This is a genomic window from Paenibacillus validus NBRC 15382 (genome assembly GCF_004000985.1).
Lineage (GTDB): Bacteria > Bacillota > Bacilli > Paenibacillales > NBRC-103111 > Paenibacillus_G > Paenibacillus_G validus.
The window spans coordinates 42,952-68,907 of sequence record NZ_BIMH01000001.1 but is presented as its reverse complement, the minus strand read 5'-3'; the positions used below and the strand labels follow the sequence as shown (position 1 = coordinate 68,907).

The following is a 25,956-nucleotide window of genomic DNA, read 5'->3' as shown; positions in this document are numbered from 1 at the left end:
GATTTCATACGCTGATGCAACCATTACGTCAACTCTTGCTGTCACTTTCGGCGGTCTTCGCTTTAGGGGTCGTGAGCGGACAGGCCGCGGCTGCCCCGGAGGATAGCCACTTGTTACTCTATCCCGGCAATACGGCAGTCTATATCAACGGGTCGAAAACACAAACCCAAGTCGCAACGCTTGAACTGAACGGAAGGTACTACTTGCCCGCTGCGGAACTGACCGGCTGGTTCGGTATTCCTGTCAAGTGGGATGAAGGGAAGCAGGCGGTGCAAATCACGACGCCGAAGGCGTTTCTGGAGTACTCGCTTGCCGACCGGACGGTCCTTGACAACGGTACAAGCCGCAATTGGGGTACCGATGCTGATCTTCAGGGAGATAGGCTGTACCTTGAATTGACCTCGCTGCAACCCTATATTTCTTTTCAAGCCAAGGTCGATCAGGAGCTGAAACGAGTCGAACTGCGCTATGTAAAGCCGGAGGCGAACCGGACGCTGTTTACGAACGACGCGGCGCCAAACATCAAGCCTGTTGCCAAGTTCACCGTGGACAAGGAATCGTACCGGATCGGCGAACCGATACAATACAGCAATCTCAGCTACGATCCGAAGGGAACGGAACTCACGGACATCAATTGGATCGGTAATGCGCGTACGATTTTCACGCCGGGCCTGTACAAGGTGTCTCTCACGGTAAAAGACAGCCTCGGCAATGTCAGCGATACGTATTCCCGCAATATTCTCGTCAAGGACGAGCCTTACTTAGATGCGTTTGAGCACAAGGTCTATTACGAGCCTGTTGGCACCTACGTCCGAGAGGAAGAAGCGGTGCTTCGCAAATATTTGCGCGGAATCCCGCAGATTCCCAAACAAGAGCGGAAGCCTGCGGACCGTCCTCTGATTGTGAGCGATAGTCCGGAGACGTTTACGGAGAAGGGCATTTTGTACCAGGAGAAAGTAAACGGGAAAGCCCGGCTGTATGCAACCCATGTCAACGGTATGGATCGAAAAATGAAATTTGCCATCCTTGTACGAAATAGCGATCCGACCCGCAGCGTTACGATCAAGACGACCAATCAAGGGGAAGTGTACCCTTCGATCTACGCCAACCTGATGGGGAATGAACCGACGATTGAGTTTCTGCAGGGGAAGAGGGCTGAGCAAACGATGGTGCTTAGGCCGAACGAAACGGCTTATTATAAAGCCATGCCTGATTTCTACCCGGGACAAGGGATAAATGTGCTGTATGATGTGGAAACGGATGGAGAGGTGTTCTTTTCCTTCGTAGCGATGGAGCAGGAGGATGAGCTCGATACGATCGGCTTATTCCCAAGATTGGCTTACAAAGGGAATGTACGAGGGACGTTCAGCGGTTCGGAAGTTCAATGGAACATCGATGCTTCCTCGATCAAGAGTCCTTCCAGCTTCGCGATCGGCGACGGCACGTCGGATCAATTTGTGACCGGAACGGATTTCTTCAGTAAAGAGCCTGCGCTCAATCTGGGCAACTACGGTGTGGTATACAAAATCCATATCAAGGCTCCGCCGAAAATGTCCGTGCTGATTCTCCCGCGCGGCGGCGTGTTTAAAGGGCCATTCCTGGTGAATCAAAAAATCGTGCAAACCCCGCCGTCGGGAGTCATGATGGATTATCAGGGGTATACGATCATTGCCAGGACGAACGGGACCGAGCCGTCACTGGACCTGGAATTTTCTCCGGCCTCGGGATCGGCATTCCCGATCGACGTCATTTTTTATCCGCTCAATCGTAAATAGAACAAAGTACCCGCCTCTACACGGTGATCGCTCTTTATGACCGGTCTCGTGTAGAGGCTTTTGTATTGGCATGAATCGTGTAATAATAGATTAAAATATTCACTTTTTTACAATGAATTAAGATTGGGATCAATCAGAGTTAACAAAGCGCCTGTATGATTGGATGGTCTAGACATCCCAAAAAACTTAATGTGACATGACTTTTTTGATACGATTTAAGAAAATGAAGGAGAAAGAAACGTATGATGGCTTTATGAAGCATAACTACCTTAGAATTAAAGAAGAACTGGAACGGCAAATGCGTACGGGGGAGCTCGCAGTAGGAACCAAGCTGCCGTCAGAGCCCGACATGGCCAGCGAATTCAAGGTCAGCCGCGAAACGATTCGAGCCGCTGTCAAGCAGTTGGAACGTGAAGGCAAGCTGCGGGTGCGCAGAGGAATCGGCCGATTCGTTGTCCGCCCATTGGCTGTAATTCCCAGCAGTATAGACCATCTGAGCTCCACTTCCGAAATGATTAATTCCTCCTCATTAAAGGAAGGGGAGCGCCACGAATCGATACGGATTGAGCCGTGTCAGGAGGAATGGGCACACTTTCTTGAAATTAGCCCGCAGGATCCCGTAACGATCATTGAGCGTATCCGAATGGCGGATGGGGAACCCGTATCTTTCAATATCAACATTATGCCTTATGCGCTAGTTGGAGAAGTGTTTCAAACGAAACCTCTGCAAGGTTCTCTGATGCAGATGCTTGAGACCGAATGCGGTATTCGGATAGTAAGCGCCAACACGGAGCTGATTGTGCCTCCTCCCTCGGACAGGAATTGCGACAAGCTCAAGGAAAAGCCTGAAGCAACCGTCATTTTGCTGAAACAGACGCATTATGATGAGGATCAGGTACCCATTTTATTTTCATATGATTATTTCCGCAATGACGTATTCAAATTCTGGGTGCGTCGTGTAAGGTAGGGTAACCGGATATCAAACAAAGCATAACCGCTCTTCTTTGGATAACAAAGAGGGGGGGTTTTTTCTGGTTTACAAATGATTTATATCCAGTTTACACCGCGAATACAGTTAGCCTGCATAATGGAACAAGAGGATGTCTAGACAACACCTAAAAGCTTGATGCCTTGCGTCAGACCGGGATGCATCTCGATTATTGAAGAAGACGACTTCCGACCATATCAACGGACTTCTGGATATCGCCAAGGCTAAGCCGGTAAGCAGAGCGGTTCTTCCTTATGAGCCATTCGAGCTTGTTTCCGAACAACGGGTTCAGGAACACGGAAACGATTTTACAATGCGAGTATTTCGTATGTTGGCCTCCTATCTGGAGCTGATCCGTTTGTTAACAGAACAAGGTACTGAAATCAAATGGCGGAGCGAGTATGGATCGAACGATCAATCCGTCCTCTGGTCTGACGATGGCGTTGCCTTAACCCATCTATATCCATGGCATGGAGACCCTCTTCCCGCCTATGAGGCCCTAATAAAAGCTGTCTCCAACAATAGGAAATCTTCGGAAGACCATGTGTCGGAGACATTGGAACGCTTTTGTGATTTGTCTAATCATGACAGCTCCGTTTACCGTCTGAGCTTCGAGCAAGAGCCTGAAAATTGCATTTTGTTTGGCGGGGATCAATTAGAGCCGGGATGGGAACGTCTGGCGCAGCGCACTGACATCAAAAGCCGGATCTGGAAGGTTTCTCACCATGGGATGCAGGATGGCTTCAATTCCCGTATTTTATCCTGGATTCAGCCTGAACACTGCGTCATTCCTATCAGCGAGGGGCGCTCGCATGCTCTTCAAGCGAAATGGAACGAGCTTCGTGCTTGTACGGACACTGCCCTTCATATGACGGGCAGTTTGGCAAGAGGGAATACTCGCCGCATAGATAACGGTACCGTCTCTGTTGAAATCGGCTACTAGCATCAGGCTTTTCGCAATGGCGAAAAAATAAATGAATATAATTCTCAAAAATTGCTTTATGGAGAGAACAAAATAAAAGGAGGATTATGATGAAAATTACACTAACCAGCGTATTTGTTAACAACCCGCACGAAGCGTTTAAGTTTTACACAGAAGTTCTGGGCTTCCTCAAGAAAACCTACGTTCCCGAATACGGATTGGCCATCGTTGTTTCACCTGAAGAGCCGGACGGTACGGGGTTACTTCTTGAGCCAAGGGGCGAATCATTTGCCAAGACCTACCAGGAAACCTTGTACGAGGCCGATTTACCTGTAATCGTTTTTGGTGTTGAAGATATTCACAAGGAATATGAAAGATTGATAGAGCTTGGGGTAAAGTTTAGAAAAGAGCCAACAAAAACGGACTGGGGAGTAGAGGCTATATTTGAGGATACTTGCGGTAACCTCATTCAGTTAGCGCAGAATTAGAGCCGCTCTATAACAATCGACCGGAGGGCCGGAGACGTTCAAAATCTTAATCTGAAACAAGGTTCGGATTGAGTTTTTTTGAAGGTCTCTTTTTGTTATCCCAATCTGTGTCAGTTCGAGGTGCTCTGCCTGCCGTATGTTACCCGGTCAGCATCCGGTCAGCATGCTTAGAGCCCATCGATTTTATGGTCCATGCGGCTCCGAGCAGCGTGAGGCCTGTAACTAGAAAGACAAATTGAATGCCCAGCCATCCACCGAGAACACCGCCAAGAAGCGGACCGGCCACTATGCCGAACTGATGCGACGTTTGGCTCAAGCTGACAGCCCGGCCGCGGAATTCTGTGCTTGCATATTGAATGATGAGTGCATTCAAAGCCGGAAAAACGGCCGCAAAAAACAGTCCGTAACTGAAACGGAGGATGCCGAAGCCGACAAGGTGATGAAAGCCGAGCTGCAGCAGATTGCCAATGCCTCCGCCTAACAACCCGATGAAGAGTGTTTTGTCATACCCGATTCGCCCGCCGATCCTTCCCCATTGGGGACCCATAATGACCGTAGCAACGCCTACTGCAGAGAAAACGATGCCCGAGGTGAGCGCAGCGCTGCTTGCACTGCTTCCGATTTGCACCACATAGATCGTGAGCAGCGGCTCCAGAATGGTAACTGAAGTCGAGACTAATAAGATTAGCCCGTAGATCCGCATCAATCTCGGGTTGCCGGCGGCTTGTTTCAGATCCTGCAGAACACTGGAACGGGGTCCTGTAGGTCGTACATGAACCTCTTTAACGCCCAATAAAATGATGAAGGCGGAACCTAACGTTATTAGACCGGATGCTATGAAGCACTCGCGCAATCCCACCCAATGAATCAGCATTCCGCCTGCGAGTGGACCGAGAATTCCCCCCGCAGCAGTCGCTGTCGAGATGACGCCCAGTGCATAACCGACATGCTTCTCCGGTGTATTCGTTCCAACCAAGGCGATGGAAGCAGGACTAAAGCCTGCCATGAGTCCTTGAAAAATTCGAACAAGTATAAACATGTAAGGATCATACACGAAATAATTGGCGAGATGCGCCGCACCTAAGCCTATGCCTGAGCGAATAAGCATGAGCTTCTTGCCGTATTTATCGGCGAGCGATCCCCAATAGGGTGCGCACAAGCCGCTGATCAGAAAGCTGATCGAGATGGAAACGCCTGACCAGGCTTCCAGCCCACGCTGAATCCCGAGGTCATTCTCCAAGAAAATGGGGAAAAATGGGACCGAAAGGGTATACGCCAAGTGGTTGAAAAATAAGCCCAGCCATAAGATATAAAGATTGCGTTTCCAGTATAGCTCCATGCTGTCACCCCATTAGAGAAAGACTAGGCCGCTCCTAAGAAGCGGATTTATTGGCGTAGGCAAAATAAGCGTCCGCCAATATGTTTACGCCTCGAACGATTTGTTCTTTACTCACATAGCTGAAGCAAAGTCTCAAATAGGAGTAGCCTTCCGGGTTATGGAAGAAGCTTTTTCCATCTACGAAGCTAACGCCCCGATTCGCGGCATCCTGTAAGAACTCACTCGTATTCACATGATTCCCGAAACGAAGCCAGATATAGAAGCCTCCCTCGGGCAAATGAAACGTCACATGATCTCCGAAGCTGCTCTTGATAGCCTCTGCCATGACATCTCTTTGTTTACGGTAATGCCGGCTAAGGCTGTCCACATGCTCCTGGAAAGCAAAGTGCTCCAACAGCTGCGCCAATATTTCTTGCGCAAACACACCGATACTGCCGCCCAGATTCAATAGCCTCATTTTATCAATAACACGTTGATCCGCAATGACCCATCCTAGACGCAGGCCGGGACCAATAGTTTTGGAGAATGTGTTCAGATAGATCACTCTTTCCGGAAGCAGCGTATAGAGGGAGGGGTATTTGTTGCCGGTAAAGTTCAATTCAGAGTAAGCATCGTCTTCGAGAATGAAGAAGTTATACGCCTTAGCCAGCTGTACCAGACGGTTCCTGCGCTCGATGGATAACGTTACGCCGCCGGGATTATGGTAGGTTGGCATGGTGTATAGGAATTTAGGGATAGGCGTATGATTGCGCTTCGCTTCGACCAGGGCGGACTCGATCAGATCGACACGCAAGCCATCCTCATCGATGGGAAAAGAGGTGATGACAGCTTCCGCAGTTCGAAAGGCTTGGAGCGCACTGAAGAAAGAAGGAGATTCCACCCAGACATGATCTCCCGGATCGAGCAAAATTCTTGTGGCCAGATCAATGCCCTGCGTAGAGCCGTAAGTGACCAGTATTTGATTCGATTCCGCCTTGATCCCATGGACAAGGGAACGATTCTGAATCCACTTGAGTATTTTCCCGGGCCCGCCTGAGCCTGAATATTGCAGGGCTTTTCTCCCATGCTGTGTTACTGCGTCGGCAGCAGAGGCAGATAGCTGTTCAATGGGGAATAAATGCGGCGCGGCGAAGCCGAAGGACAAATGGATATGATCCGGCTTCGTTATGGTCGTGCTGCCGATGGACGGCGTAGAGGGGATTCGTTTGGCAAAAGAAAATGAAAATGACTGTAATTGTTGAGACATAGTATTCACCCGCCTATACAGAATTTATATCGAATAAGACAGCTTTCTGGACAGAACCGGGTCCGCATCCGCTGGTTCCTTATTCAACACTCGATTAAGAATCAGGTTCTCAAAATGAACGAAGCCGTTATCCCGTTCTCTTGGCCGCGCTAAAGTAATCCGGGTATCAAAAGCGATTTTTCCTTGCTCTATCAATAGCACTCGATCCGCCAGGGCGACGGCTTCACTGACGTCATGGGTGACCAGAATGACCGTAAATCCTTGTTCCAGCCACAAACGCTCGATTAATTGCTGCATTTCAATTCTTGTTAAAGCATCCAATGCCCCTAATGGTTCATCCTGCAGCAGGAGTCGCGGGCGGCTCACCAACGCTCGAGCCAAAGCGACACGCTGTTTTTGCCCTCCCGAGAGCACTCTCGGCCAATCGTGGCTGCGTTCAGCCAATCCGACAAGCCCCAGTGCCTCTCCAGCACTTGATTTATCCTTGTTGGTAGCGCCGATGCGCACATTATCCAGCACCCTTTTCCAGGGCAGAAGACGTGCCTCCTGAAACAGGACACGCGTATCCTCATGCGTTGAGCCGACAGCTTGACTTTCCAGGTAGATGGAGCCCTTTGAAGGTTGATCAAGGGCCGCGATCAATCGGAGCAGCGTGCTTTTGCCGCAGCCGCTTCGACCTACGATGGCGATAAATTCTCCGGGCTCAATGGTAACATTCACATCCGTTAATACCCGATTTTCCTTGAATTGCTTCGATACTTGATGGATCTGAACGCGAGAGCCCTTTTTTTTCTGAGGCATGGTTCTTACTCCCCCTTTACTTGATTACCGTGCCGTATAATTCGGATTCCATTGCAGCCACCAGTTCTCCAGCAGCTTGGCCGCGATGTCCGACAGTTTTCCTAACAGCGCATAGATCAAGATGCTGAGTACGATGACGTCCATTTGGAAAAATTCCCTGGCGTTCATAGCCATATACCCTAAGCCGGATTTGGCTGCAACCGTTTCGGCTACAATCAGCGTGAGCCACATGATGCCGAGGGCATAACGGAGGCCTACCAGAATCGAAGGGAGCGCTCCCGGCAAAATGATGTGCAAATAGAGAGAGAAGCCTCTCATTCCGTATACTTGACCCATCTCGATCAACCCCGGATCAATCGAGCGGATGCCGTGGAGCGTGTTCAAATAAACCGGGAAAAATACGCCCAACGATACGAGCACCAGCTTGGCCGGTTCCTCAATCCCAAACCAGATGATGACCAGCGGAATCAGGGAAAGGTGGGGGATGGTTCGTATCATCTGGATAGACGAGTCTGCTAATCTTTCGGCTGTGCGCCAGAAGCCGTTCATTAATCCGAATAGAAACCCAAGGCTGCCGCCTATAATCAAACCGCTGAATGCCCGCTTGGCGCTAATTCCGACATGGGTGAACAGCTCGCCGGATTGCAGCATGCTGATCAAGACGCTCAACACCTTCAACGGCTGCGGCAATACATTCGAAGGAATAAGCTCCGCGCTGGTAAGCACATGCCAGGCCAACAGGATCAGCACAGGGAAGATCCAGGGGGCAACTTGATGAAAGCGCTGCTTGGCTTTTGACTCTTTCAACTGTAAGTACACTCCTTTCATCGGTCTCTTTATTTGGCTGCTGCCGTTATTTTTTTCAGGTCTTCTTCAAAAGCCGTGCTCCAAATGTCGCTGACCTCTATTTTGTTCTTTAAGAGTCCTACACTGGTCAGAGTATCAGCGACATCCTGCTGGGAAGCGATCGCCTTATCGAAGTTTGCGGAGAGCTTTGACGGACGCTGCTCTTCGCCCTTCTTCAACGTGTCAAGCGCCTGCTCGACGGGCTGCTTCGTATGGGTTGCAGTAATTTCGGCCCACTTCTGCTGGTTGCTGCGGGTCCAAGCGTAAAACTTGTCCAACCGAGTTAAAAAATCGACGATAGCAGCGTGTTTACCCGGATCGTTAATCGCTTCGGGTGTAGCTTCATACAAGAAATTTCCCGATAGGATATCCTTGGCGCTGGCCAGTTCTGTCGCTCCGTTCTGATGAGCGGAAATAATGGCGTTGCCGTAGCTTGCCAATGCGTCGACTTTGCCGCTGATGAGCGCGCTTAAGCCGTCTGATGTCGATAATGGCACGGCATCAATATCCGTCCAGGACAAACCGGCATTCTGAAGCATTTTGACTAAAAAATAGTGAGCCGTCGTGGCGTTTACGTAAGCTACCTTTTTTCCCTTCAACTCGGCTACGCTCTTGATCGGCGAGCCTTTTGGAATGACGAGCTCTTGATTTAAAGTAGTAGACTCGAAAGAAGCGATGATTTTGAAGTTCCCCCCGTTTGCCGCTTGAGAAGCGAATATGGGAGGGATTTCACTGGTGGAGCCGAGATCCAGATTGTTCGCTGCCATCGCTTCAAGCTGCAGATTACCGCCCTGAAATACACTGTACTGCACTTTATAAGGAGTATTGCTGAGTCCGGCCTCTTTAAAGCCTAACTCCAAATTGCTCCAGCCGGTCTGACCGACGCGCAGGGTGACTTTGCTAAGGTCGACGGAAGGCGAAGCGGGAGCAGTGCTGGCTGCTGCCGCAGGTGCCGAAGATGCTGACTGGGATGCTGATTCTCCGGAAGAGGCTGGCTTGCTGTCGCACCCGGCGGCTAGAGCAACGATGAATAAAGAAATAGCGGTTTGACTGGCGAGCTTTCTGAACACGGTCATGATCGAATATGCACCCTTTTCCACGTAATTTATGTATTATCATTTCGCATAAGCTTCCTGAATGATGCGGCGGCCCCATTGATCCGCTTGTTGAAGCGCTTGGATAAGAAGAGACTCATTCACCTCGAAAGACAAACCTTTATCCGCATTTTCCCGCAGCTGAAATCTCCTGGCTATCTCAATCGCAATAATTGCGGGGTCTTGAACGATTCCAAGCTCTTTTAATGTAAGGGGGAGGCCCAGCTTATGGAGCCAAATGGCAAGCTGATTGATTTCCGCTTCTGTTCTCTGTTCAAGCACGACCTGGGTTAGAAGTCCGAATGCAACCTTCTCCCCATGCAGGGAGCCGCTGGTTTGCGGGATAAAGGTCAGGCTGTTGTGGATGGAATGGGCGATGGCGGCGCGGGCGGTTGAACCTTGGAGGGTTCCGGCCAATCCTGCGAGAACGATGACGGCATCGATCGTTTCCGTAAAGGCAGGAGTCACTTTTCCCGTCCCGGCCGTTTCATAAGCTTGTAAAGAATGAGTGTGCAGCCTGTCTAGCGCAAGTTTGGCCGTTTGAGTCGCGAATCGGATATCTAATCCGTCGGGATCGTCATTGCTGTTTACGACGGTTTCATACCATTTCACTATCGTGTCGCCGATGCCTGAGGCCAGATAGCGTTTGGGGGCTGCTGCCAGAACACGCGTATCTGCAAGCACTAGCGCGGGCGAGCGTTGATTCAATAAGTATCCGGAGGAACGCCCCAGATCGTCATAGAGCACGGAGACCGCTGCCCAGGAAGCGCAGGTTGCCGCCACTGTCGGTACAGCGACAACAGGAAGGCTGAGCTTGCCGCCAACCGCCTTGGATAGATCCAGGGCTTTTCCGCCGCCGATGCCGATGACCACGTCAGCCTTTTTCTCCAAAGCGGTAACCGTATAGGCTTCGACTTCCGAAGTCGTGACCTTCCCGCCGAACTCGAGAATCGAGTAGGCAATCCCTGATTGGTCTAAACTGTCAAGGAAAATGGACCTTACGGTGTCCAGTGCTTTTTTGCCGGCGATGATCAACGCTGTCTTCCCAAGAGGGGCGATCAACGATCCGCTTTTGAACAATAGGTCAGGTTCATTCCAATATTGCTCAGGCGCCTTAACGGTAATCATTGTTTCCTTCACTCCTTATAGAGATTGTTTTGGATAAAAATTCTATTATTCCCATGTTTTAAGTGTGGATATATGGCAACACTATCACCCGTGCTTTAAAGCGTCTAATTGATGTTTTCTATCCAAGCATAGACTGCTTCTATGTAAACGTTGTCAAATAAAAGGTACCCTGCCTTATAAATGTTCTCTATCTATGAATAGAACTTGTGTATTAGACGAAGTGCAAGGGATCAGGTAAGATTAGGCAACACATAACTCATAAAACTCATTTGAAAAGTTGGATTTATTTGAAATCGATCTAGCCGGCTGGAAATCTGGAGGCTAAGGTTGCCGTCGTATGCTTTACGCGGACGACCTTAGCCTTCAATATTAACGAAAGGATTTCGAGGTTATGGTGAAACGTAATCGTGATGGGGAGCTTCATCTATCATTATCTTTGCTGGACACTGCTTATTATCCCGGCAGTTGGAGACACCCGGAGGCTGAACCGGAAAGGCTGCTCGATCCTGTTTTTTTCTATAGGTTGGCACAGACGGCGGAACGCGGGAAATTTGATCTTCTTTATGTAGATCATACAGGTCAAAACGATTATGTTAGAGCCACCGGCAAGGAGCCTGTCCTGCTGCTCGAGCCATTGACGCTGCTAACCTCGCTCGCTTCGGTGACCGAGTACATCGGATTAGGCACGGCTGTTGCCACAGCCGTACACGAGCCGTATGCCATCGCTCGGATTTTGGCCGTCATTGACCATTTAAGCCATGGAAGAACGGCCTGGTTCGCCGGAACGACGGGAGCATATGAACCTAAGCGCCAAGGGGCCGGCCGCATTTCTTCGGATTTACCGGATGCGGAACAGGTGGAGCGTAAGCGGGAGTTCATTGAAGTTGCGGACAAGTTATGGGACAGCTGGGAAGATGGCGCTCTGTTGATTGATAAGTCGATGGGGCGGTTTCTTGATTCCGATAAGGTGCATTTGATTCACCACGCCGGAAAACATTTTAAAGTGCGAGGGCCTTTAAGCGTTCCAAGACCTCCGCAGGGGCGTCCCGTTAGTATTGGGGTGCTCGACGGACTAGCCGAGCTGAATGAAGCCGACATCGAAGGCAAAGATCTTATTCTATGCTCGCAGCACACGCTGGATGAGGCCAGGATCTTCTACAAATTACTCAAAGAAAAGGCTCTGAGCGCCGGGAGGGCAGCGCATGAGGTGAAAGTGCTCATTCATTTATTCCCTATCTTGGGGGCGACGGAGCAGGAAGCCCGGGATAAAGCGGCGGCACTAAAGGAACTCGCCGATCCCGTGGCCGGGCTTCGCGGGACCCATGTGTTTGTGGGGACTGCGGCTCAGCTCGCGGATTGGATCGAGGAATGGTATCAAGCTTATGGCAGCGACGGATTTAATCTTCAGTTTCCCGTACTGCCGAACGGACTCGATACATTTGTCGATGAGGTCATCCCTCTATTGCAAAGCCGAGGCTTATTCCGAACCTCTTATTCCGGCCGTACGCTTCGAGGTCATTTGGGTTTGAAGGTGCCTGCTCATCCATACGCCTATCATGAAGGGGGACTGCTCAGGTGAATGATAGCAAGCCGTTGCATTTAGCAGTATTTTTGGCTGGCCCAGGCTTGCATGCGGGGGGCTGGCGGCATCCGGACACCCATGCCGACCGATTGTTGGATCTTTCATTCTATCATGAATTCGCCAAAATATCGGAGCGCGGATTGTTCGATACGATCATGCTGGTCGAACAGATCGCAATCGGAGAAAGTCATGGGAAGGTAGTCGAGGAACGGCCCATACCAACACTTGATACGGTCACCGTGCTTGCGGCTATGGCCGCCGTTACCGAGAAGATCGGTTTAACAGCGACCCTATCTACGACTTATAACGATCCATTCCATGTTGCCTTACGCTTTGCCGCCTTGGATTATATAAGCGGCGGCCGGGCAGGCTGGAATATAGTGACCTCCCAGGATGCCCGCGTAGCGCTCAACTTCAGTCAGGAAGCCCATTTGGACCATGCTTTGCGCTATCGGCGAGCGGGCGAATTTGTCGATGTCGTCAAGAAGTTTTGGGACAGCTGGGAAGATGACGCACTGCTCGCTGAGACGAGAACAGGCGCATTCTACGATATCGCCAAGGTCCATGATGTCGATCATGCCGGAGAGTTCTTCAACATCAGCGGTAAAGCTTATACTCCCAGGCCGATTCAAGGTTACCCGGTATTGTTCCAGGCGGGATCGTCCGAAAGCGGCAAACAGTTAGCCGCCCAACATGCGGAGGCGATTTATACGGCTCAGGACAACCTTGAGGAAGCACAGGTTTTCTATGAAGATTTAAAAGGGCTGCTCGGACGTTATGGCCGCAGACGGGAACAATTGCTTATTTTACCCGGACTCTCTCCCGTCCTTGGATCGACCGAAAGTGAAGCCAAGGAGCTGGAGCGGCAATTCAACGAATTTGTTCATCCCGAATATGCGGTAAAACTGCTGTCAGGGCTGTTAAATGTTGATTTATCGACCTATCCGATCGACGGGCCGGTACCCATTGGGGAAATTAACGTGGCAGCCAGTCACAATAAAAGCCGGGTACAGCTCCTTAAGGATTTGGCGGAGCGGGAGCGATTGACCATTCGGCAGCTCAGCAAGCATGTTGTGGCGGCGAGCGGACATTATTCTTTCGTTGGAACGCCTGAGCAGCTGGCCGACCTGATGGAGGCATGGATCGATCAAGGAGCTTGCGACGGATTTACGATCATGCCTTCCCATTACTTGCGAGGACTGGAGGACTTTGTCGACCACGTCGTACCGATCCTGCAGCAGCGCGGGCGGTACAGGACAGCATACAGCGGAAGTACTTTGCGTGATCACTTGGGACTTGAGCGTCCGGCTAACCGATGGTCGAATGCGACGGCATCTGGCGTTGCTGCCCAAACCTAAATCATAAAGGAGAATCACATGAAGAACACAATCCTTCGTACAAGTGCACTATTGCTGGGCGCCGTTAGCCTGATCGTAGCAGGCTGCGCTAACCAAAACGGCGGTTCCGCCACGGCTACTGGGACAGGCTCCGCCTCGTCTGACAGTAATCAACAAACCGTTGTGAAGGTTGCTTTAAACGGTGTTCCCGTTCCTCTGTTCAGTTTTCTCGATGATAAGAATCAGCCTGCCGGTTACATGATCGATTACCTCAAGGAAGTGGAAAAGAAGCTGCCTGAATATCAGTTCCAGTATGAAGCGGTGGATACTGATTCCCAGTTAATCGGAACGGATTCCGGCAAATATGCTTTAGCCGCGAACTTCTGGTTCAAAAACCCCGAGAGAGAGAAGAAATACTTGTTCCCGGAGTGCGAGTATGGGTATTCAATAACCGCGCTGGCTGTCAAAGAGGATCGGAATGATATCAAGACGTTGGACGATCTGGCAGGGAAAAAGCTGGTTCCCATGACCCCGACATCCGGCTTGCGGTATATCATTAAGGACTACAATATCCAGCATCCGGGCAAAGAAATCAGAATCGAAGATATTGATAGGACGACGGCATCCGATGATTTGAAGCTCGTTGATTCCGGCAAATATGACGCGACATTCATAAATATTAACAGCTTTGATGATGCCAACAATCGCTTGAAGCTGAAAGTGAAAATCGGTGGAGTTATTTCCAAAGAGCCGGTATGGTTCTTGTACAATAAAAATCAATCGGAGCTTGCAAAGAAGATTGATGCTGTAACCGTTCAACTGACGAACGACGGAACCCTTTCGAAGCTCGCGGAGAAATGGTTTGATGTCGATTTCTTCAAAAGCCTTGATTATGTCAAACAGGGCCATCAATTCAGGAAAGAAAACAAATGATGAATAACAATTGGGAGACGACTGCAAGCCTCATTCTTAAAATAGCCGAAAGGCTGCCTACTACCTTGACGCTGATGATTTTATCGTCCATTTGTGGTCTCTTGCTGGGATTCGTTATCGCCATAATCAGAATTCGAAAGAAGCGGATTTCATATTTCATCGCCACGACGTATTTATCGTTTATGCGCTGTACGCCGGCTATTGTCCAACTGTTCTTGATATATTACGGCTTGCCGCAGCTGCTCTTGCTGTTTCATATTAATGTGAATGACTGGGACAAGCTGATTTTTGCAGTCATCACCTTCTCGTTACATAGTGCCGCTTTTTTATCAGAGGTTATTCGTTCCTCTTATCTGGCGGTAGGAAGCGGTCAACAGGAGGCGGCTTACAGTGTCGGCATGACGTATTTTCAAAGCTTGAGACAGATTATTTTGCCTCAAGCCCTCGGTCTGGCGCTGCCGAACCTCGGAAACAATCTAATCATTTTGCTCAAAGAAACATCGCTTGCGTTCTCTATAGGCATTACGGATATTATGGGACAAGTACAGGTGATCATCGGCAACAATTATGGAGCCAACATATTCGAAGTGTACATCATCGTTTCGATCATGTATTGGTTGCTCTGCATCGCCATTGAAACATTGTTCGGGAGATTGGAGCGGCGTTCGAGGAAAGGGCAGGTAAGTATTGCGAGATAAGCAGAAGCGAATCAGGATGTGAAGATAGTATGGATAATTTTAGCTTGGAGTTTGCCATCCTTAAATTTCCGGAAGTAGTCAAAGCCGTTCCGACCACCTTGCTGGTGGCGGTCATTTCGATGCTGCTTGGTTTTATCGTCGGTCTCGTCATCGCGCTGTGCCGGATATACAAAGTACCCGTACTGGATAAGCTGGGGGCGCTGTACGTTTCTTTTATCAGAGGGACGCCCTTGCTGGTTCAGATTTATGTCACTTTCTATGGAACGCCGCTGCTCGTAGAGTTTCTTCACAAACAGCTGGGCTGGAATTTGCCGCTTGATGCGATCTCTCCGCTTGGATTCGCGTTGATTGCGTTCACGTTGAATGCGGCTGCCTATCAGTCTGAGATTATTCGTTCGGCGTTAAGCTCAACGGACGCGGGGCAAATGGAGGCAGCTCTTTCTGTGGGGATGACAACCTACCAAGGCTTGATGAGAATTATTACTCCGCAAGCAATGGTTATTGCGCTCCCCAACTTCGGCAACATTTTTATCGGATTGATTAAAGGGACTTCGCTGGCTTTCACCGTGAAAGTCATCGAGATTATGGCAAGCGCGAAAATCGTGGCGGGTGACGGCTATCGGTACTTAGAAATGTATGTCGACGCATCCATTGTTTACTGGGTGCTCTGCTTTGCATTCGAGAAGCTCTTTGAATGGCTCGAGGAGCGGAGCGGCCGTTTCGAGAAGAAGATGGCCATCTGATCATTCGGGGCATCCCTAGACATATAGAAATTTTGAATGAGTAAATAGAATATTACGATATACGGTATTGCCAAGTATTGGTATACACTATAAATAACGATCTAATCCCGATAATACCGATGTGTATATTTGGCTAAAAGTAGGAGGGGCGTATGTCGCAACGAAAATTAAAGCTAGGGGCCAATTTAAACGGAGTTGGAAACAGCATCTCTTTCTGGCGGCACCCGGATGTGCCGACCGATGCAAGCGTCAGCTTTGAATTCTACAAGAAGCAGGCGCTTAAGGCGGAGCAGGGAAAATTTGATCTATTGTTTATTGCGGATGGCTTGTTCATTAACGAGAAATCCAATCCGCACTTTCTGAACCGGTTCGAGCCGTTAACCCTTCTGTCCGCTCTTGGGACAGTCACCTCGAACATCGGTCTGGTCGCGACGTTATCTACATCTTACAGCGAGCCGTTCACAGTCGCCAGACAGTTCGCTTCGATCGACCACATTAGCGGCGGGAGATCGGGATGGAACGTGGTGACTTCGCCGCTCGAAGGCTCCGCGCTGAACTTCGGTAAGGGAGAGCATCCGCACCACTCCTTGCGCTACGAAATCGCGGAAGAGCATCTGGGAGTCGTCAAGGGCTTGTGGGATTCATGGGAGGATGATGCATTCGTACGCGACAAAGCGAGCGGCGTATTCTTCGATCCGGCCAAGATGCACACCCTGAATCATAAAGGGAAGCACTTCTCCGTTCAAGGACCGCTCAATATCGCTCGATCGAGGCAAGGCTATCCGGTCATATTTCAAGCCGGTTCCTCGGAGTCGGGCAAGGACCTCGCCGCCCATTCGGCCGACGCCGTATATACGGGACATGAAATGTTCGAGGAAGCAAGGCAGTTCTATCAGGACGTAAAGTCCAGAGCGAGGGAGTATGGGCGTAATCCTGATGAGATTCTGATCTTTCCGGGCATCGGCCCGATCGTCGGCAGAACCGAAGAAGAGGCCGAGCGCAAATATCAGGAAATCGCCGAGCTGGTCTCGATTGAGCAGGCGCTCAATTATTTGGGCCGTTACTTTGAGCATTTCGACTTCTCCTCATTCCCGCTGGATGCTCCGTTCCCCGACATTGGCGATCTCGGAAGCAACAGCTTTCGGAGTACGACGGACAAGATCAAACGGGAAGCCAAGGAACAGGGGTTAACGCTGCGTCAAGTCGCGCAGCGGGCTTCAACGCCGAGAAGCAATTTTGTCGGCACGCCCGAGAAAGTAGCCGATCTGATTCAGCAATGGTTCGAAGGAGGCGCGGCTGACGGCTTCAATATTCGCACGGTCGTGCCGAACGGGTTGGCCGACTTTGTCGATTTGGTCGTACCGATTCTACAGCAGCGCGGTATCTTTCGTACGGAGTATGAAAGCAATACGCTGCGCGGAAACCTGGGGCTTTCGATTCCACGCAACCGGTATACGCTTAAGCCTGAAGTTGTGTGAAGGTATGGAATTTCAACGATACATAAGCAGTACATAAACAGGAGAGTGTACCCATGAAAATCATGAAAATCATGACCATTTCGATAGCTGCCGTATTCCTGCTCGCAGGCTGCGGCGCAAAGGATGAGGCTAATCCGGCTTCTAACGGGGGAGCTAACGCGGTTCCCGCCACGGCTCCACCAAGCGCAGCGCCGCAGAAGGTGCAGAAGATCATAGTCGGCACGAGCGGCACCTTCAAAGACGTTACTTTTTTTGACGACAAAGGCAACCTGACCGGTTATGACATCGAATTAACCAAGGAAATCGACAAACGTCTCCCTGAATACGAATTTGAATTCAAGACGATGGAGTTTCCGAATATCCTGCTGAGCCTGGAAGCTAACAAAATCGATCTGGCCGTTAACCAATATGAAGTGAACCCGGAAAGACAAGCGAAGTTTCTGTTTAACGATGAAGCGTATAACATCTGGCCAAGCAAAGTCGTTGTCCATAAAGACAACAATACGATCAACTCGATCGAAGATCTGAAAGGCAAGAAGGTCATCACATCCCCGGGAAGCAACGGAGCGGTGTGGCTGCAGGATTACAACAAGAATCACGGAAATCCGTTCGAGCTTGTATTCTCCGGAAGCGGCGGAACGAACGATATCATCAACCAAATCAAAACGGGCCGCGTCGACGCCACCATCAGCTCACTGTTCCAGGTGACGGGTCGGAATCGGGATGCGGATGCGCAGCAGAAAGTAGTAGGGCCTGTCTTGTACACCTCGAAAATCTACTACGTGCTGCGCAAAGACGAAACCGAATTGAAGAGCAAGATTGATGAAACGCTGCGCGAAATCAAGAAGGACGGAACGCTGGCGAAGCTGAGCAAACAATGGCTGGGCGAGGATTTCACGGTTAACGAATAATTTGCCGAGTCATAGAGAGGCATAAGGTGTCGAATGGGGAAACCGTTTGATTTTACACTCATATGGGTATTTCTTCCGAAGCTGCTGTCATTTCTGCATGTCACCTTGTTCATCGTCGTCGCTTCCGTTGCGCTGGGCGTCGTCGCAGGAATCATTATGGCGCTGCCCAGACTGTATAAGATTCCCGTGCTCAACCGGATCGTGATCATCTACATCTCGTATACAAGGGGCACCCCGATCCTGATACAGATGTTCCTCGTCTATTACGGCTTGCCTGAGCTGCTCAAGGCTGTCCATGTCGACGTGACCGATGTCCAGCCGCTTGTGTTCGTAATCTTGACGTACGCGCTTCACTTTGCCGCTTATTTCTCTGAAATCGTAAGAGCCTCAGTCAACGCCGTCGACCGCAGTCAAGCGGAGGCCGGGTATTCCATCGGCATGGGAAGCTACGACGTATTGAAGCGGATCGTACTGCCGCAAGCCTGGAAGGTAGCCTTTCCGAATGTGGCGAATTTGGTCATCAGCACCTTGAAGGATACGTCTCTTGCTTATACGCTGGGCGTGATGGATGTCGTCGGACGTGCCGAAATGCTGGGAACGACGTACCATTTTCTAGAAATCTGGATCGCGCTTTCGATCATTTACTATTCGATCGTCCTTATCTTCGAGTATATGTACCGCAGAATAGAGCACAGGCTGAACAAGTATGAGAAGCCTGTCGCTGCCATCGACTAAAGAGGAGGGGGGATGGCTATCCAAATCGATTTCGGCTTTATCCTTGAGGCTTTCATGGCTATGCTGAAGGCGCTGCCGCTTACCTTGGTGATTTCCATCGTGCCGTTGTTTACGGGATTCATCGTCGGTACCGTTGTTGCCTTCGTACGCATGTATGAGGTCAAATATATCCATCGTATCGCTCAATTCTATGTCTCCTTCTTCCGGGGAACGCCACTGCTGCTTCACATTATGCTTATCTATTTTGCTCTTCCGATGATTTTCGACGCGTTAGCGGTGCGTTATGGGTGGGAGGTGCGTTCCAACGTGATCCCCCTGATCCTGTTTATCTTGGTTGCGTTCACGCTGAATATCGGCGCTTATATGTCGGAAACGATCCGATCCGGGATCTTGTCGGTGAGCATCGGGCAATTGGAGGCAGCCTTATCTGTAGGCATGACAACACCGCAAGCGATGAAGCGCATCGTGATTCCTCAGGCATTAATGGTGAGCCTGCCGAACCTGCTGAGCAAATTCGTCGGCTTGCTGCACGGCTCTTCGCTGGCCTTCATGATATCCTTGCAGGAATTGAACGGAACGGCGCATATCGTGGCTATGAGAAACTGGAAATACCTGGAGGCTTATATTGCGGCGGCAGTCGTCTACTGGATATTAACGATTATAGCCGAGTATATTTCGGGCTTACTGGAAAAACGGTTGAATGTGTACAGCAGGGGCGGCGTGGCGTAAGCTTGCTTGAACATTGCGAACGAACCATACCTAATTTCTTATTCATGTAATTGGAATTATAAGTGATTTGAATAAGGCACGCATGACTATATTTGGGGGGTGTAACATGATAACTTTAGCGAAAATCACAAAATCGTTCGGACGGAACCAAGTGCTCCAAGGTATCGACTTGACGGTAAACAAAGGTGAAGTCGTGGCCATTCTGGGGCCGAGCGGCTCCGGCAAAACGACGCTGCTGCGGTGTGTGAATTATTTGGAGAAGCCGAACGACGGCGTCATCACAATCGATGATTTCAGCGTCGATTGCAAGCGAGCCACCAAGAAGGAGATTCACCAATTGCGCCAAAAGACGGCCATGGTGTTCCAACAGTACAATCTGTTCCGTCATAAGACGGCGCTCGAGAACGTCATGGAAGGGCTTGTAGTCGTAAAGAAGCTGCCAAAGGAGGAAGCGCGGCAGCGCAGCATCGAGCTGCTGGAGAAAGTAGGTCTCAGGAGCAAGCTGGATTCGTACCCGTCCCAGTTGTCCGGAGGCCAGCAGCAGCGTGTAGGCATCGCCCGCGCGCTGGCCTTGAATCCGGAAGTCATCTTGTTCGACGAACCGACCTCAGCTCTTGATCCCGAGCTAGTCGGCGAAGTGCTTTCGGTCATTCGCAAGATCGCTAAGGAAGGGATTACGATGATCATCGTTACCCATGAGATGACCTTCGCGCAGGATGTCGCGAGCCACGTCGTTTTTATGGATGAGGGAGTCATTGTGGAGGAGGGTAAGCCTGGCGAGCTGTTCAATCAGCCGAAAGAGGAACGGACGAAGCAGTTCCTGAGGCGAATTAGACCTGAGTTGTCATATTCCATTTAGGAGGTAACCGCCGTGGCGATTGCGATTAGCGTTCTGGACCAAAGTCCGATCTACCCGGGTGAAACAGCCACAGAAGCGTTCGCACATACGATTGAGCTGGCGAGGAAGGCGGAAGAACTCGGCTTCCGCCGATTCTGGGTGTCGGAGCACCACGATTCCGAGAATACGGCAGGGTCGTCACCGGAGGTGCTGATTTCGCATCTGCTCGCCAAGACAGAGAGGATTCGCATCGGCTCCGGGGGCATCATGCTTCAGCACTATAGTCCGTATAAGGTTGCGGAGAATTTCAATGTGCTCGCTTCACTGGCTCCGGGACGCGTGGATTTGGGAGTCGGTCGAGCACCGGGCGGACTGCCTCGCAGTACACAAGCTTTGCAGCAAGGTATTGCGGCTCCCCAATCGTTAACCGAGAAGCTGGTTGAGCTCGATTCGTATGTAAACAACCGTCTCCCGGAGAACCATCCGTTAGCCGGGGTGAAAGTGTCGCCTATCCCGCCTAGCCCCCCTGAGATCTATGTGCTCGGCGCCAGCAAAGATAGTGCGGAGATTGCCGCTTCGCTTGGATTGCCCTATGTGTTTTCCTTAGCGATTAATGGAGATCAAGCTGCAGCCATCGAGGCGATCCAAGCTTATCGGTCGCGGTTTCAGGCTGAATCAGGCAGAACGCCTCAAGCTTTGCTAGCCTTGTCGGTTGTGGTGGCGGACACCGATGAGGTGGCTCAGGAACTCGTCGGTGAGCATAAGCATTACAAAATTCATCTGGCGAGCGGAAAGAAGTTGACTGTCGGTACGTTGGAGCAGGCGGAGGAGTTCGGCCGGCAATCCGATGAACCGTACACGATCGAAGAGAAGCAGACGGAAGTCACGAAAGGCTCTAAGGAAACGGTGCGGAGGGAGCTGTTGTCTCTGCAGGGAAAGTCAGGCGTCAACGAATTTATTGTAACGACGAGAATTCAGAATTTCTCCAGTCGCCTCCGCTCATTCGAGCTGCTGCATGAAGCGTTGAAAGGAGTCGCAGCCGGAATATAGCTGTGTCTGATAGCCGTTACATCAATTGAGGAGGAAATGGGATGAGTCAGGTTGATATTCAAGCGTACCTTGATACGCATCATCAGTTAGTTCTGGCCGTGGAGGGACTAAATAAGGAGCAATTAACATGGAAGGCGGCTCCGGAATCATGGAGCGTCACCGAAGTTCTTGCACATCTTGCCGACCACAGCATTGTCGTTTCATTCCGGATTCGTGATATTCTGGCAGGCACGACGGCCCGGCTGCCTGCGTTCAATCAAGACGCATGGGTGAGCGGGCAGAAGGCGAATGACGGCGATGCGGCCGACATTCTGGAGGTGTTCGGACAGCTGCTCCGTTACAACAGCTTGTTATACCGGCGTTTGACCGATGAGGATTGGGAGAAGACGGGCGTTAATGCCAAGGGCGAAACGGTGCGGATCGTGGACATTGTCAAAGGATTCACGAAGCATGTGAACGTCCATCTGGGACAAATCGAACGAATCAAGCAGGCTTCCGTTGCCGTATAAGGCGATGCGGGTCCCGGGTCTTGCGGAGGAGGAATCCAATCATGTCCAGAAACAGACAATTAAAGCTGGGCGCTATGCTGCACGGTGTCGGAAGCAGTACGTCCGCATGGCGTCATCCTGATGCCATTGCCGACGCCAGCGTCAATTTCGAACTCTATAAGAAATGGGTGCAGAAGGCGGAAGCGGGGAAGCTGGATCTTGTATTTATCGCAGACGGTCTCTATATTAACGAGAAATCGATCCCTCATTTCTTGAATCGATTCGAGCCCATCTCCATACTAAGCGCGCTCGCGAGCGTCAGCCGGCATATCGGTCTCGTCGGAACGTTATCGACGTCTTACAGCGAGCCTTTTACCGTAGCCCGTCAATTCGGATCGCTCGATGTCATCAGCGGCGGACGTGCCGGTTGGAACATCGTCACTTCCCCGCTCGAGGGCTCCGCCTTGAATTACGGAAAGAAGGAGCATCCTGACCACGATCTGCGCTACCGAATCGCGACCGAATTCCTGGAAGTGACGCGCGGCTTGTGGGATTCATGGGAAGACGATGCGTTCGTGCGCAGCAAGGCTTCGGGCGTGTTCTTCGAGCCGTCGAAGATGCACACCTTGAATCATCAAGGGGAGTTCTTCTCGGTCAAAGGCCCGCTCAACATCGCCCGCTCCAAGCAAGGACACCCGGTCATCTTCCAAGCGGGCTCGTCGGAAGTAGGGAAAAACTATGCGGCCAAGGAAGCGGATGCCATATTTACGGGGCATGAGAAGCTGGAGGAGGCCGTCGGCTTTTACCAGGATGTGAAGAGCCGTGCGTCGTCCTTCGGCCGTAATCCGGACCACGTCCTCATCTTCCCGGGCATAAGTCCCATTATCGGAAGCACGGAGGAGGAAGCGGAGCGTAAGTATCAGAAGGCAGCTTCACTCGTCTCTGCTGAAGATGCGCTGGTGTATTTAGGCCGTTACTTCGAGCATCATGACTTCTCGCAATACGAGCTTGACGCGCCGTTCCCCGATCTTGGCAATCTAGGGAAGAACAGCTTCCAGAGCACAACCGATCGCATTAAACAACATGCGAAGGAGAGCAGCCTGACCTTGCGTCAGGCTGCTCTGCAGGCTGCCACGCCGCGCAGCAACTTTATCGGTACGCCGGAACAGGTAGCCGGCCGGATACAGCGATGGTTCGAAGCGGGTGGGGCGGACGGGTTCATGATTGGGTCTGCCGTACCGAACGCGCTGGAGCAATTCATCGATCACGTTGTTCCCATCCTGCAGGAGCGAGGTTTATTCCGTACGGAGTACGAAAGCGAGACGCTGCGGGGCAATCTGGGGCTGCCGATCCCGAGGAACCGGTATTCAAAAGACGACGAACTGGTGGGGAAATCCTAAGAGGAGAAGCAGATGAATTTATACACGTCTATAACCGATAATTCATATTTGGTTAATCGGACAATGATAGGGGGATTGGAAAGTGTCAGTACAAGTTACTGCTGGACCCGAGGATATTCGAAGCGCCGATTCGGAGCAATTAATCAAGGAGTTGAGCGAGGAACTTGGAGTGCTGTACGACTCCGACGGCACTGCAGGCTTTGAGCCGTCAGACGTCGAAGTGCCGCGTGCCGCTTTCGTGGTTGCTCGAATAGACGGTTATCCGGTAGGATGCGGCGCACTGCGGCCTTTGGAAGACAATGCAGTAGAAGTCAAAAGGATGTACACCAGGTCCGGTTATCGTCGTAAGGGAGTGGCCCAAGCGATTTTGGCGGAGCTGGAGCGTCTGGCGTTGGAGTTTGGCTACAGCAGCATGAAGCTGCAGACCGGCCCGAAGCAGCCGGAAGCTGCGGCGCTTTATGAACGGGTCGGCTATTACCGCATTCCGATCTTCAGCGGGACGTGGGATCAAGTGCTGGCTTACCAGAAGGATTTGTCCTTCGCCAAGCCATCATCTGAGTTATCTGATCGAGAGGTAGGGATCACGATGAGTGAAGTTTACCGACTTGCCGCCGTGGAAGACGCCGAAAGACTGTTGCACGTCATCTATGAGGCCTACGAGACGATTCGTGAGCTGGAGCTTCATTGGCCGGCGGCTAATGCGGATCTTGCCCTTATTCAAGACAACATCACAAAGAACGAGTGCTACGTGCTGGAGCTGAACGGGGAAATCGCTGCAACGCTGACCTTGTCGAAGGAGAAACTGCATAGCTGGGAGACGGATCTTCCTTTCGTCAAATGGTTTGCAGTAGATCCGGAGTATCAGGGAATCGGAATCGGCACTAGGCTGCTTACTTGGGTGGAGGAAACGATTATCCGGGACAAACTTGGAGCGCCCGCCCTCACGCTGGCAACGGCTGAGAAGCATCCGTGGCTTTTGGCGATGTATGAAAAGAAGGGCTATGAGCGAATCGAGTCGATTGACCGGGGCAACGGAGACGGAACGATGCATCTCCTTCGGAAAGTCGTAAATCCTGCATTATACGATGCTCAGCTTCGCACTAAAGAGGAACAAAACGTATATAAATGACAATCCGAAATGGATTTAAAATGTGGAGGCACCTATCTGATGAGAACCATTTATCGCAACGGATTCATATTTACACTAACAGGTTTGATGCTGATACTGTAGGCTTGCGGCGGCTCGTCAACGCCCGCGGCCTCGGCGCCTCAGAAGCCGGTAGCTGCCGATAACGGGAAAACGTCCGAACCGGCGGCACCTCAGAAGGAAAAAGCGATTACGATCGGAATAGTCAACGCGCCAATAACCGTCAACCAAATCAATGACCAAGGAGATTCGGCATCGGACAATGTTATCGCCTTACTGAACGACTTATGTGTTTTTTAACAGGAAGGGCGAGGAGCTCGGCGTGTTCATTGAACGGCCTGAAGAGCTCACGGAGCTGCTGGACGAGTGGAAGGAAACGTTCTGGAACGAACATCCGGAATTCGACGGGCGCGGCAAAGCGATCTCGCAGCTGGAGGACACGGCGAAGAAATCATTGCTCCGTTATCTGAAGGCACGCAGAAGTCAGGTGCGTGAGACAGAGAAAACGGCAATTATTAGAGAACTGCAGCAGATTTTCGGAGGAGATGCGCAATGACAACCTTGAACGAATATTTGAAACAGAAGCGAGCTGCCTTGTTTGAGCGTCAGGAGAAGGCGGAGCAGCAGCCCGAGGCGGCAGGCGTTACGCTGCGGGCTAAAGCCCAAACTCTCGGACGCAGCGGGGTGAGGGAAATCCGCATCCGCGATTTTCAAGTGATCAGCGACAGTCCGCCGGATTTCGCGGGTTATAATCTTGGACCTTCCTCGCCGGAGCTTCAGCTTGGCGTACTGGGCAGCTGCTTGACGCATATTGCTTTGATTCAGGCGGCGGAACGCGAGGTTTCGCTAGAATCGCTGGAGGTGGAGGTCGAGGGAGATATGCATCCGTTAGCCGGCAGACCCGGCTATGAACATATCCCTGTGTATCCTCATAACATTCGCTACAAGCTGTTCATCCAATCGGTTGAGTCAGAAGAAACGCTTCAAGCGCTTCATGAAGCCATCGAACAGGTATGCCCGATCTTCAATTTGCTCAAGAACCCGCAGGTTATTCACGGAGAATTGGTCGTGAATCAACGCAGCACAGGGGACATCCTATGAAATTCGCATGATTCAGGGCAGTGATGAATATCCAGCTTTCACTCTATAGATGAAGGCTGGTTTTGTTGCTGCTTGCTGATGCCCCGCTCTATAGAACCTTTCTATACATGGATAGAATATGTTTTGCCTTACACGGATTGACGGTCTTTAACTTGAATG

Annotated in this window: 26 protein-coding genes and 1 pseudogene; 21 read left to right on the top strand and 6 right to left on the bottom strand. The window is 50.9% G+C overall.

Going from position 1 to position 25,956, the window contains the following annotated elements:
* Nucleotides 1–14 precede the first annotated feature (14 nt).
* From PVA01S_RS00300 to PVA01S_RS00285, 4 genes are all read left to right on the top strand, one after another.
* Nucleotides 15–1,775 (top strand): stalk domain-containing protein, encoded by a 1,761-nt coding sequence (locus tag PVA01S_RS00300; protein WP_127604241.1) that lies wholly within the window; start codon nt 15–17, stop codon nt 1,773–1,775.
* Nucleotides 1,776–1,998: 223 nt separating this feature from the next.
* Entirely contained in the window at nt 1,999–2,742 is a 744-nt protein-coding gene (locus tag PVA01S_RS00295) for a GntR family transcriptional regulator (protein WP_164751685.1), read from the top strand.
* A gap of 193 nt (nt 2,743–2,935) precedes the next feature.
* Nucleotides 2,936–3,706, top strand: a complete 771-nt coding sequence (locus tag PVA01S_RS00290; RefSeq protein WP_127604238.1) for a ComEC/Rec2 family competence protein — start codon at nt 2,936–2,938, stop codon at nt 3,704–3,706.
* 89 nt (nt 3,707–3,795) lie between these two features.
* On the top strand, nt 3,796–4,173 hold the full coding sequence (locus tag PVA01S_RS00285) for a VOC family protein (protein WP_127604236.1): 378 nt from the start codon (nt 3,796–3,798) through the stop codon (nt 4,171–4,173).
* 139 nt (nt 4,174–4,312) lie between these two features.
* Here the strand turns inward: PVA01S_RS00285 and PVA01S_RS00280 are convergent, their stop codons facing one another.
* From PVA01S_RS00280 to PVA01S_RS00255, 6 genes are read right to left on the bottom strand one after another with little or no spacing between them, the layout of a single operon-like run.
* Nucleotides 4,313–5,512 carry an MFS transporter gene (locus PVA01S_RS00280; RefSeq protein WP_127604234.1) on the bottom strand — a complete coding sequence of 400 codons (1,200 nt, stop codon included), beginning with the start codon at nt 5,510–5,512 and terminating at the stop codon, nt 4,313–4,315.
* A 34-nt stretch (nt 5,513–5,546) separates the two neighbouring features.
* Entirely contained in the window at nt 5,547–6,758 is a 1,212-nt protein-coding gene (locus PVA01S_RS00275) for an aminotransferase-like domain-containing protein (RefSeq protein WP_127604232.1), read from the bottom strand.
* Between the two features lie 24 nt (nt 6,759–6,782).
* Nucleotides 6,783–7,559, bottom strand: a complete 777-nt coding sequence (locus PVA01S_RS00270; protein WP_127604230.1) for an ATP-binding cassette domain-containing protein — start codon at nt 7,557–7,559, stop codon at nt 6,783–6,785.
* A gap of 24 nt (nt 7,560–7,583) precedes the next feature.
* The gene (locus tag PVA01S_RS00265) at nt 7,584–8,366 is read right to left on the bottom strand and encodes an ABC transporter permease subunit (RefSeq protein WP_412760924.1); all 783 of its coding nucleotides are present in this window, start codon (nt 8,364–8,366) and stop codon (nt 7,584–7,586) included.
* A gap of 29 nt (nt 8,367–8,395) precedes the next feature.
* Nucleotides 8,396–9,481: an ABC transporter substrate-binding protein gene (locus tag PVA01S_RS00260; protein WP_127604226.1), complete on the bottom strand. Its 1,086-nt coding sequence runs from the start codon at nt 9,479–9,481 to the stop codon at nt 8,396–8,398.
* Between the two features lie 39 nt (nt 9,482–9,520).
* Entirely contained in the window at nt 9,521–10,627 is a 1,107-nt protein-coding gene (locus PVA01S_RS00255; protein ID WP_127604224.1) for an iron-containing alcohol dehydrogenase family protein, read from the bottom strand.
* 391 nt (nt 10,628–11,018) lie between these two features.
* Here PVA01S_RS00255 and PVA01S_RS00250 point away from each other — a divergent pair, with 391 nt between their 5' ends.
* The 17 genes and pseudogenes from PVA01S_RS00250 to PVA01S_RS00175 all read left to right on the top strand — a co-directional run bounded on the left by PVA01S_RS00250 (nt 11,019) and on the right by PVA01S_RS00175 (nt 25,797).
* Nucleotides 11,019–12,206, top strand: coding sequence for an LLM class flavin-dependent oxidoreductase (locus tag PVA01S_RS00250; protein ID WP_127604222.1), 1,188 nt, complete (start codon nt 11,019–11,021; stop codon nt 12,204–12,206).
* The gene (locus PVA01S_RS00245; RefSeq protein ID WP_127604221.1) at nt 12,203–13,567 is read left to right on the top strand and encodes an LLM class flavin-dependent oxidoreductase; all 1,365 of its coding nucleotides are present in this window, start codon (nt 12,203–12,205) and stop codon (nt 13,565–13,567) included. Before PVA01S_RS00250 ends, PVA01S_RS00245 begins: the two co-directional genes overlap by 4 nt.
* Before the next feature lie 18 nt (nt 13,568–13,585).
* On the top strand, nt 13,586–14,479 hold the full coding sequence (locus PVA01S_RS00240) for a transporter substrate-binding domain-containing protein (RefSeq protein WP_127604219.1): 894 nt from the start codon (nt 13,586–13,588) through the stop codon (nt 14,477–14,479).
* Entirely contained in the window at nt 14,476–15,177 is a 702-nt protein-coding gene (locus PVA01S_RS00235; RefSeq protein ID WP_127604217.1) for an amino acid ABC transporter permease, read from the top strand. Before PVA01S_RS00240 ends, PVA01S_RS00235 begins: the two co-directional genes overlap by 4 nt.
* A gap of 29 nt (nt 15,178–15,206) precedes the next feature.
* The gene (locus PVA01S_RS00230; protein ID WP_127604216.1) at nt 15,207–15,920 is read left to right on the top strand and encodes an amino acid ABC transporter permease; all 714 of its coding nucleotides are present in this window, start codon (nt 15,207–15,209) and stop codon (nt 15,918–15,920) included.
* 152 nt (nt 15,921–16,072) lie between these two features.
* Complete coding sequence (locus PVA01S_RS00225) at nt 16,073–17,398, top strand: LLM class flavin-dependent oxidoreductase (protein WP_127604214.1); 1,326 nt, start codon at nt 16,073–16,075, stop codon at nt 17,396–17,398.
* Between the two features lie 53 nt (nt 17,399–17,451).
* Nucleotides 17,452–18,309, top strand: coding sequence for a transporter substrate-binding domain-containing protein (locus tag PVA01S_RS00220; RefSeq protein ID WP_127604213.1), 858 nt, complete (start codon nt 17,452–17,454; stop codon nt 18,307–18,309).
* A 33-nt stretch (nt 18,310–18,342) separates the two neighbouring features.
* A complete protein-coding gene (locus tag PVA01S_RS00215; RefSeq protein WP_127604211.1) occupies nt 18,343–19,044 on the top strand; it encodes an amino acid ABC transporter permease in 702 nt (233 codons plus the stop codon).
* Nucleotides 19,045–19,062: 18 nt separating this feature from the next.
* Nucleotides 19,063–19,773, top strand: coding sequence for an amino acid ABC transporter permease (locus PVA01S_RS00210; protein ID WP_164751705.1), 711 nt, complete (start codon nt 19,063–19,065; stop codon nt 19,771–19,773).
* A gap of 106 nt (nt 19,774–19,879) precedes the next feature.
* Nucleotides 19,880–20,632, top strand: coding sequence for an amino acid ABC transporter ATP-binding protein (locus PVA01S_RS00205; RefSeq protein WP_127604209.1), 753 nt, complete (start codon nt 19,880–19,882; stop codon nt 20,630–20,632).
* A gap of 12 nt (nt 20,633–20,644) precedes the next feature.
* The gene (locus PVA01S_RS00200; RefSeq protein WP_127604207.1) at nt 20,645–21,661 is read left to right on the top strand and encodes an LLM class flavin-dependent oxidoreductase; all 1,017 of its coding nucleotides are present in this window, start codon (nt 20,645–20,647) and stop codon (nt 21,659–21,661) included.
* Nucleotides 21,662–21,702: 41 nt separating this feature from the next.
* The gene (locus PVA01S_RS00195; protein WP_127604205.1) at nt 21,703–22,170 is read left to right on the top strand and encodes a DinB family protein; all 468 of its coding nucleotides are present in this window, start codon (nt 21,703–21,705) and stop codon (nt 22,168–22,170) included.
* A gap of 41 nt (nt 22,171–22,211) precedes the next feature.
* Complete coding sequence (locus PVA01S_RS00190) at nt 22,212–23,549, top strand: LLM class flavin-dependent oxidoreductase (RefSeq protein WP_127604203.1); 1,338 nt, start codon at nt 22,212–22,214, stop codon at nt 23,547–23,549.
* A gap of 82 nt (nt 23,550–23,631) precedes the next feature.
* A pseudogene (locus PVA01S_RS27595) lies at nt 23,632–24,018 on the top strand (GNAT family N-acetyltransferase); the annotation flags it as partial.
* A gap of 117 nt (nt 24,019–24,135) precedes the next feature.
* Nucleotides 24,136–24,678 (top strand): GNAT family N-acetyltransferase, encoded by a 543-nt coding sequence (locus PVA01S_RS27100; RefSeq protein ID WP_230875975.1) that lies wholly within the window; start codon nt 24,136–24,138, stop codon nt 24,676–24,678.
* A 340-nt stretch (nt 24,679–25,018) separates the two neighbouring features.
* Entirely contained in the window at nt 25,019–25,252 is a 234-nt protein-coding gene (locus PVA01S_RS00180; protein WP_127604199.1) for a hypothetical protein, read from the top strand.
* Complete coding sequence (locus PVA01S_RS00175) at nt 25,249–25,797, top strand: OsmC family protein (RefSeq protein WP_127604197.1); 549 nt, start codon at nt 25,249–25,251, stop codon at nt 25,795–25,797. The genes PVA01S_RS00180 and PVA01S_RS00175 overlap by 4 nt, the downstream gene beginning before the upstream one ends.
* The last annotated feature ends 159 nt before the right edge of the window (nt 25,798–25,956 follow it).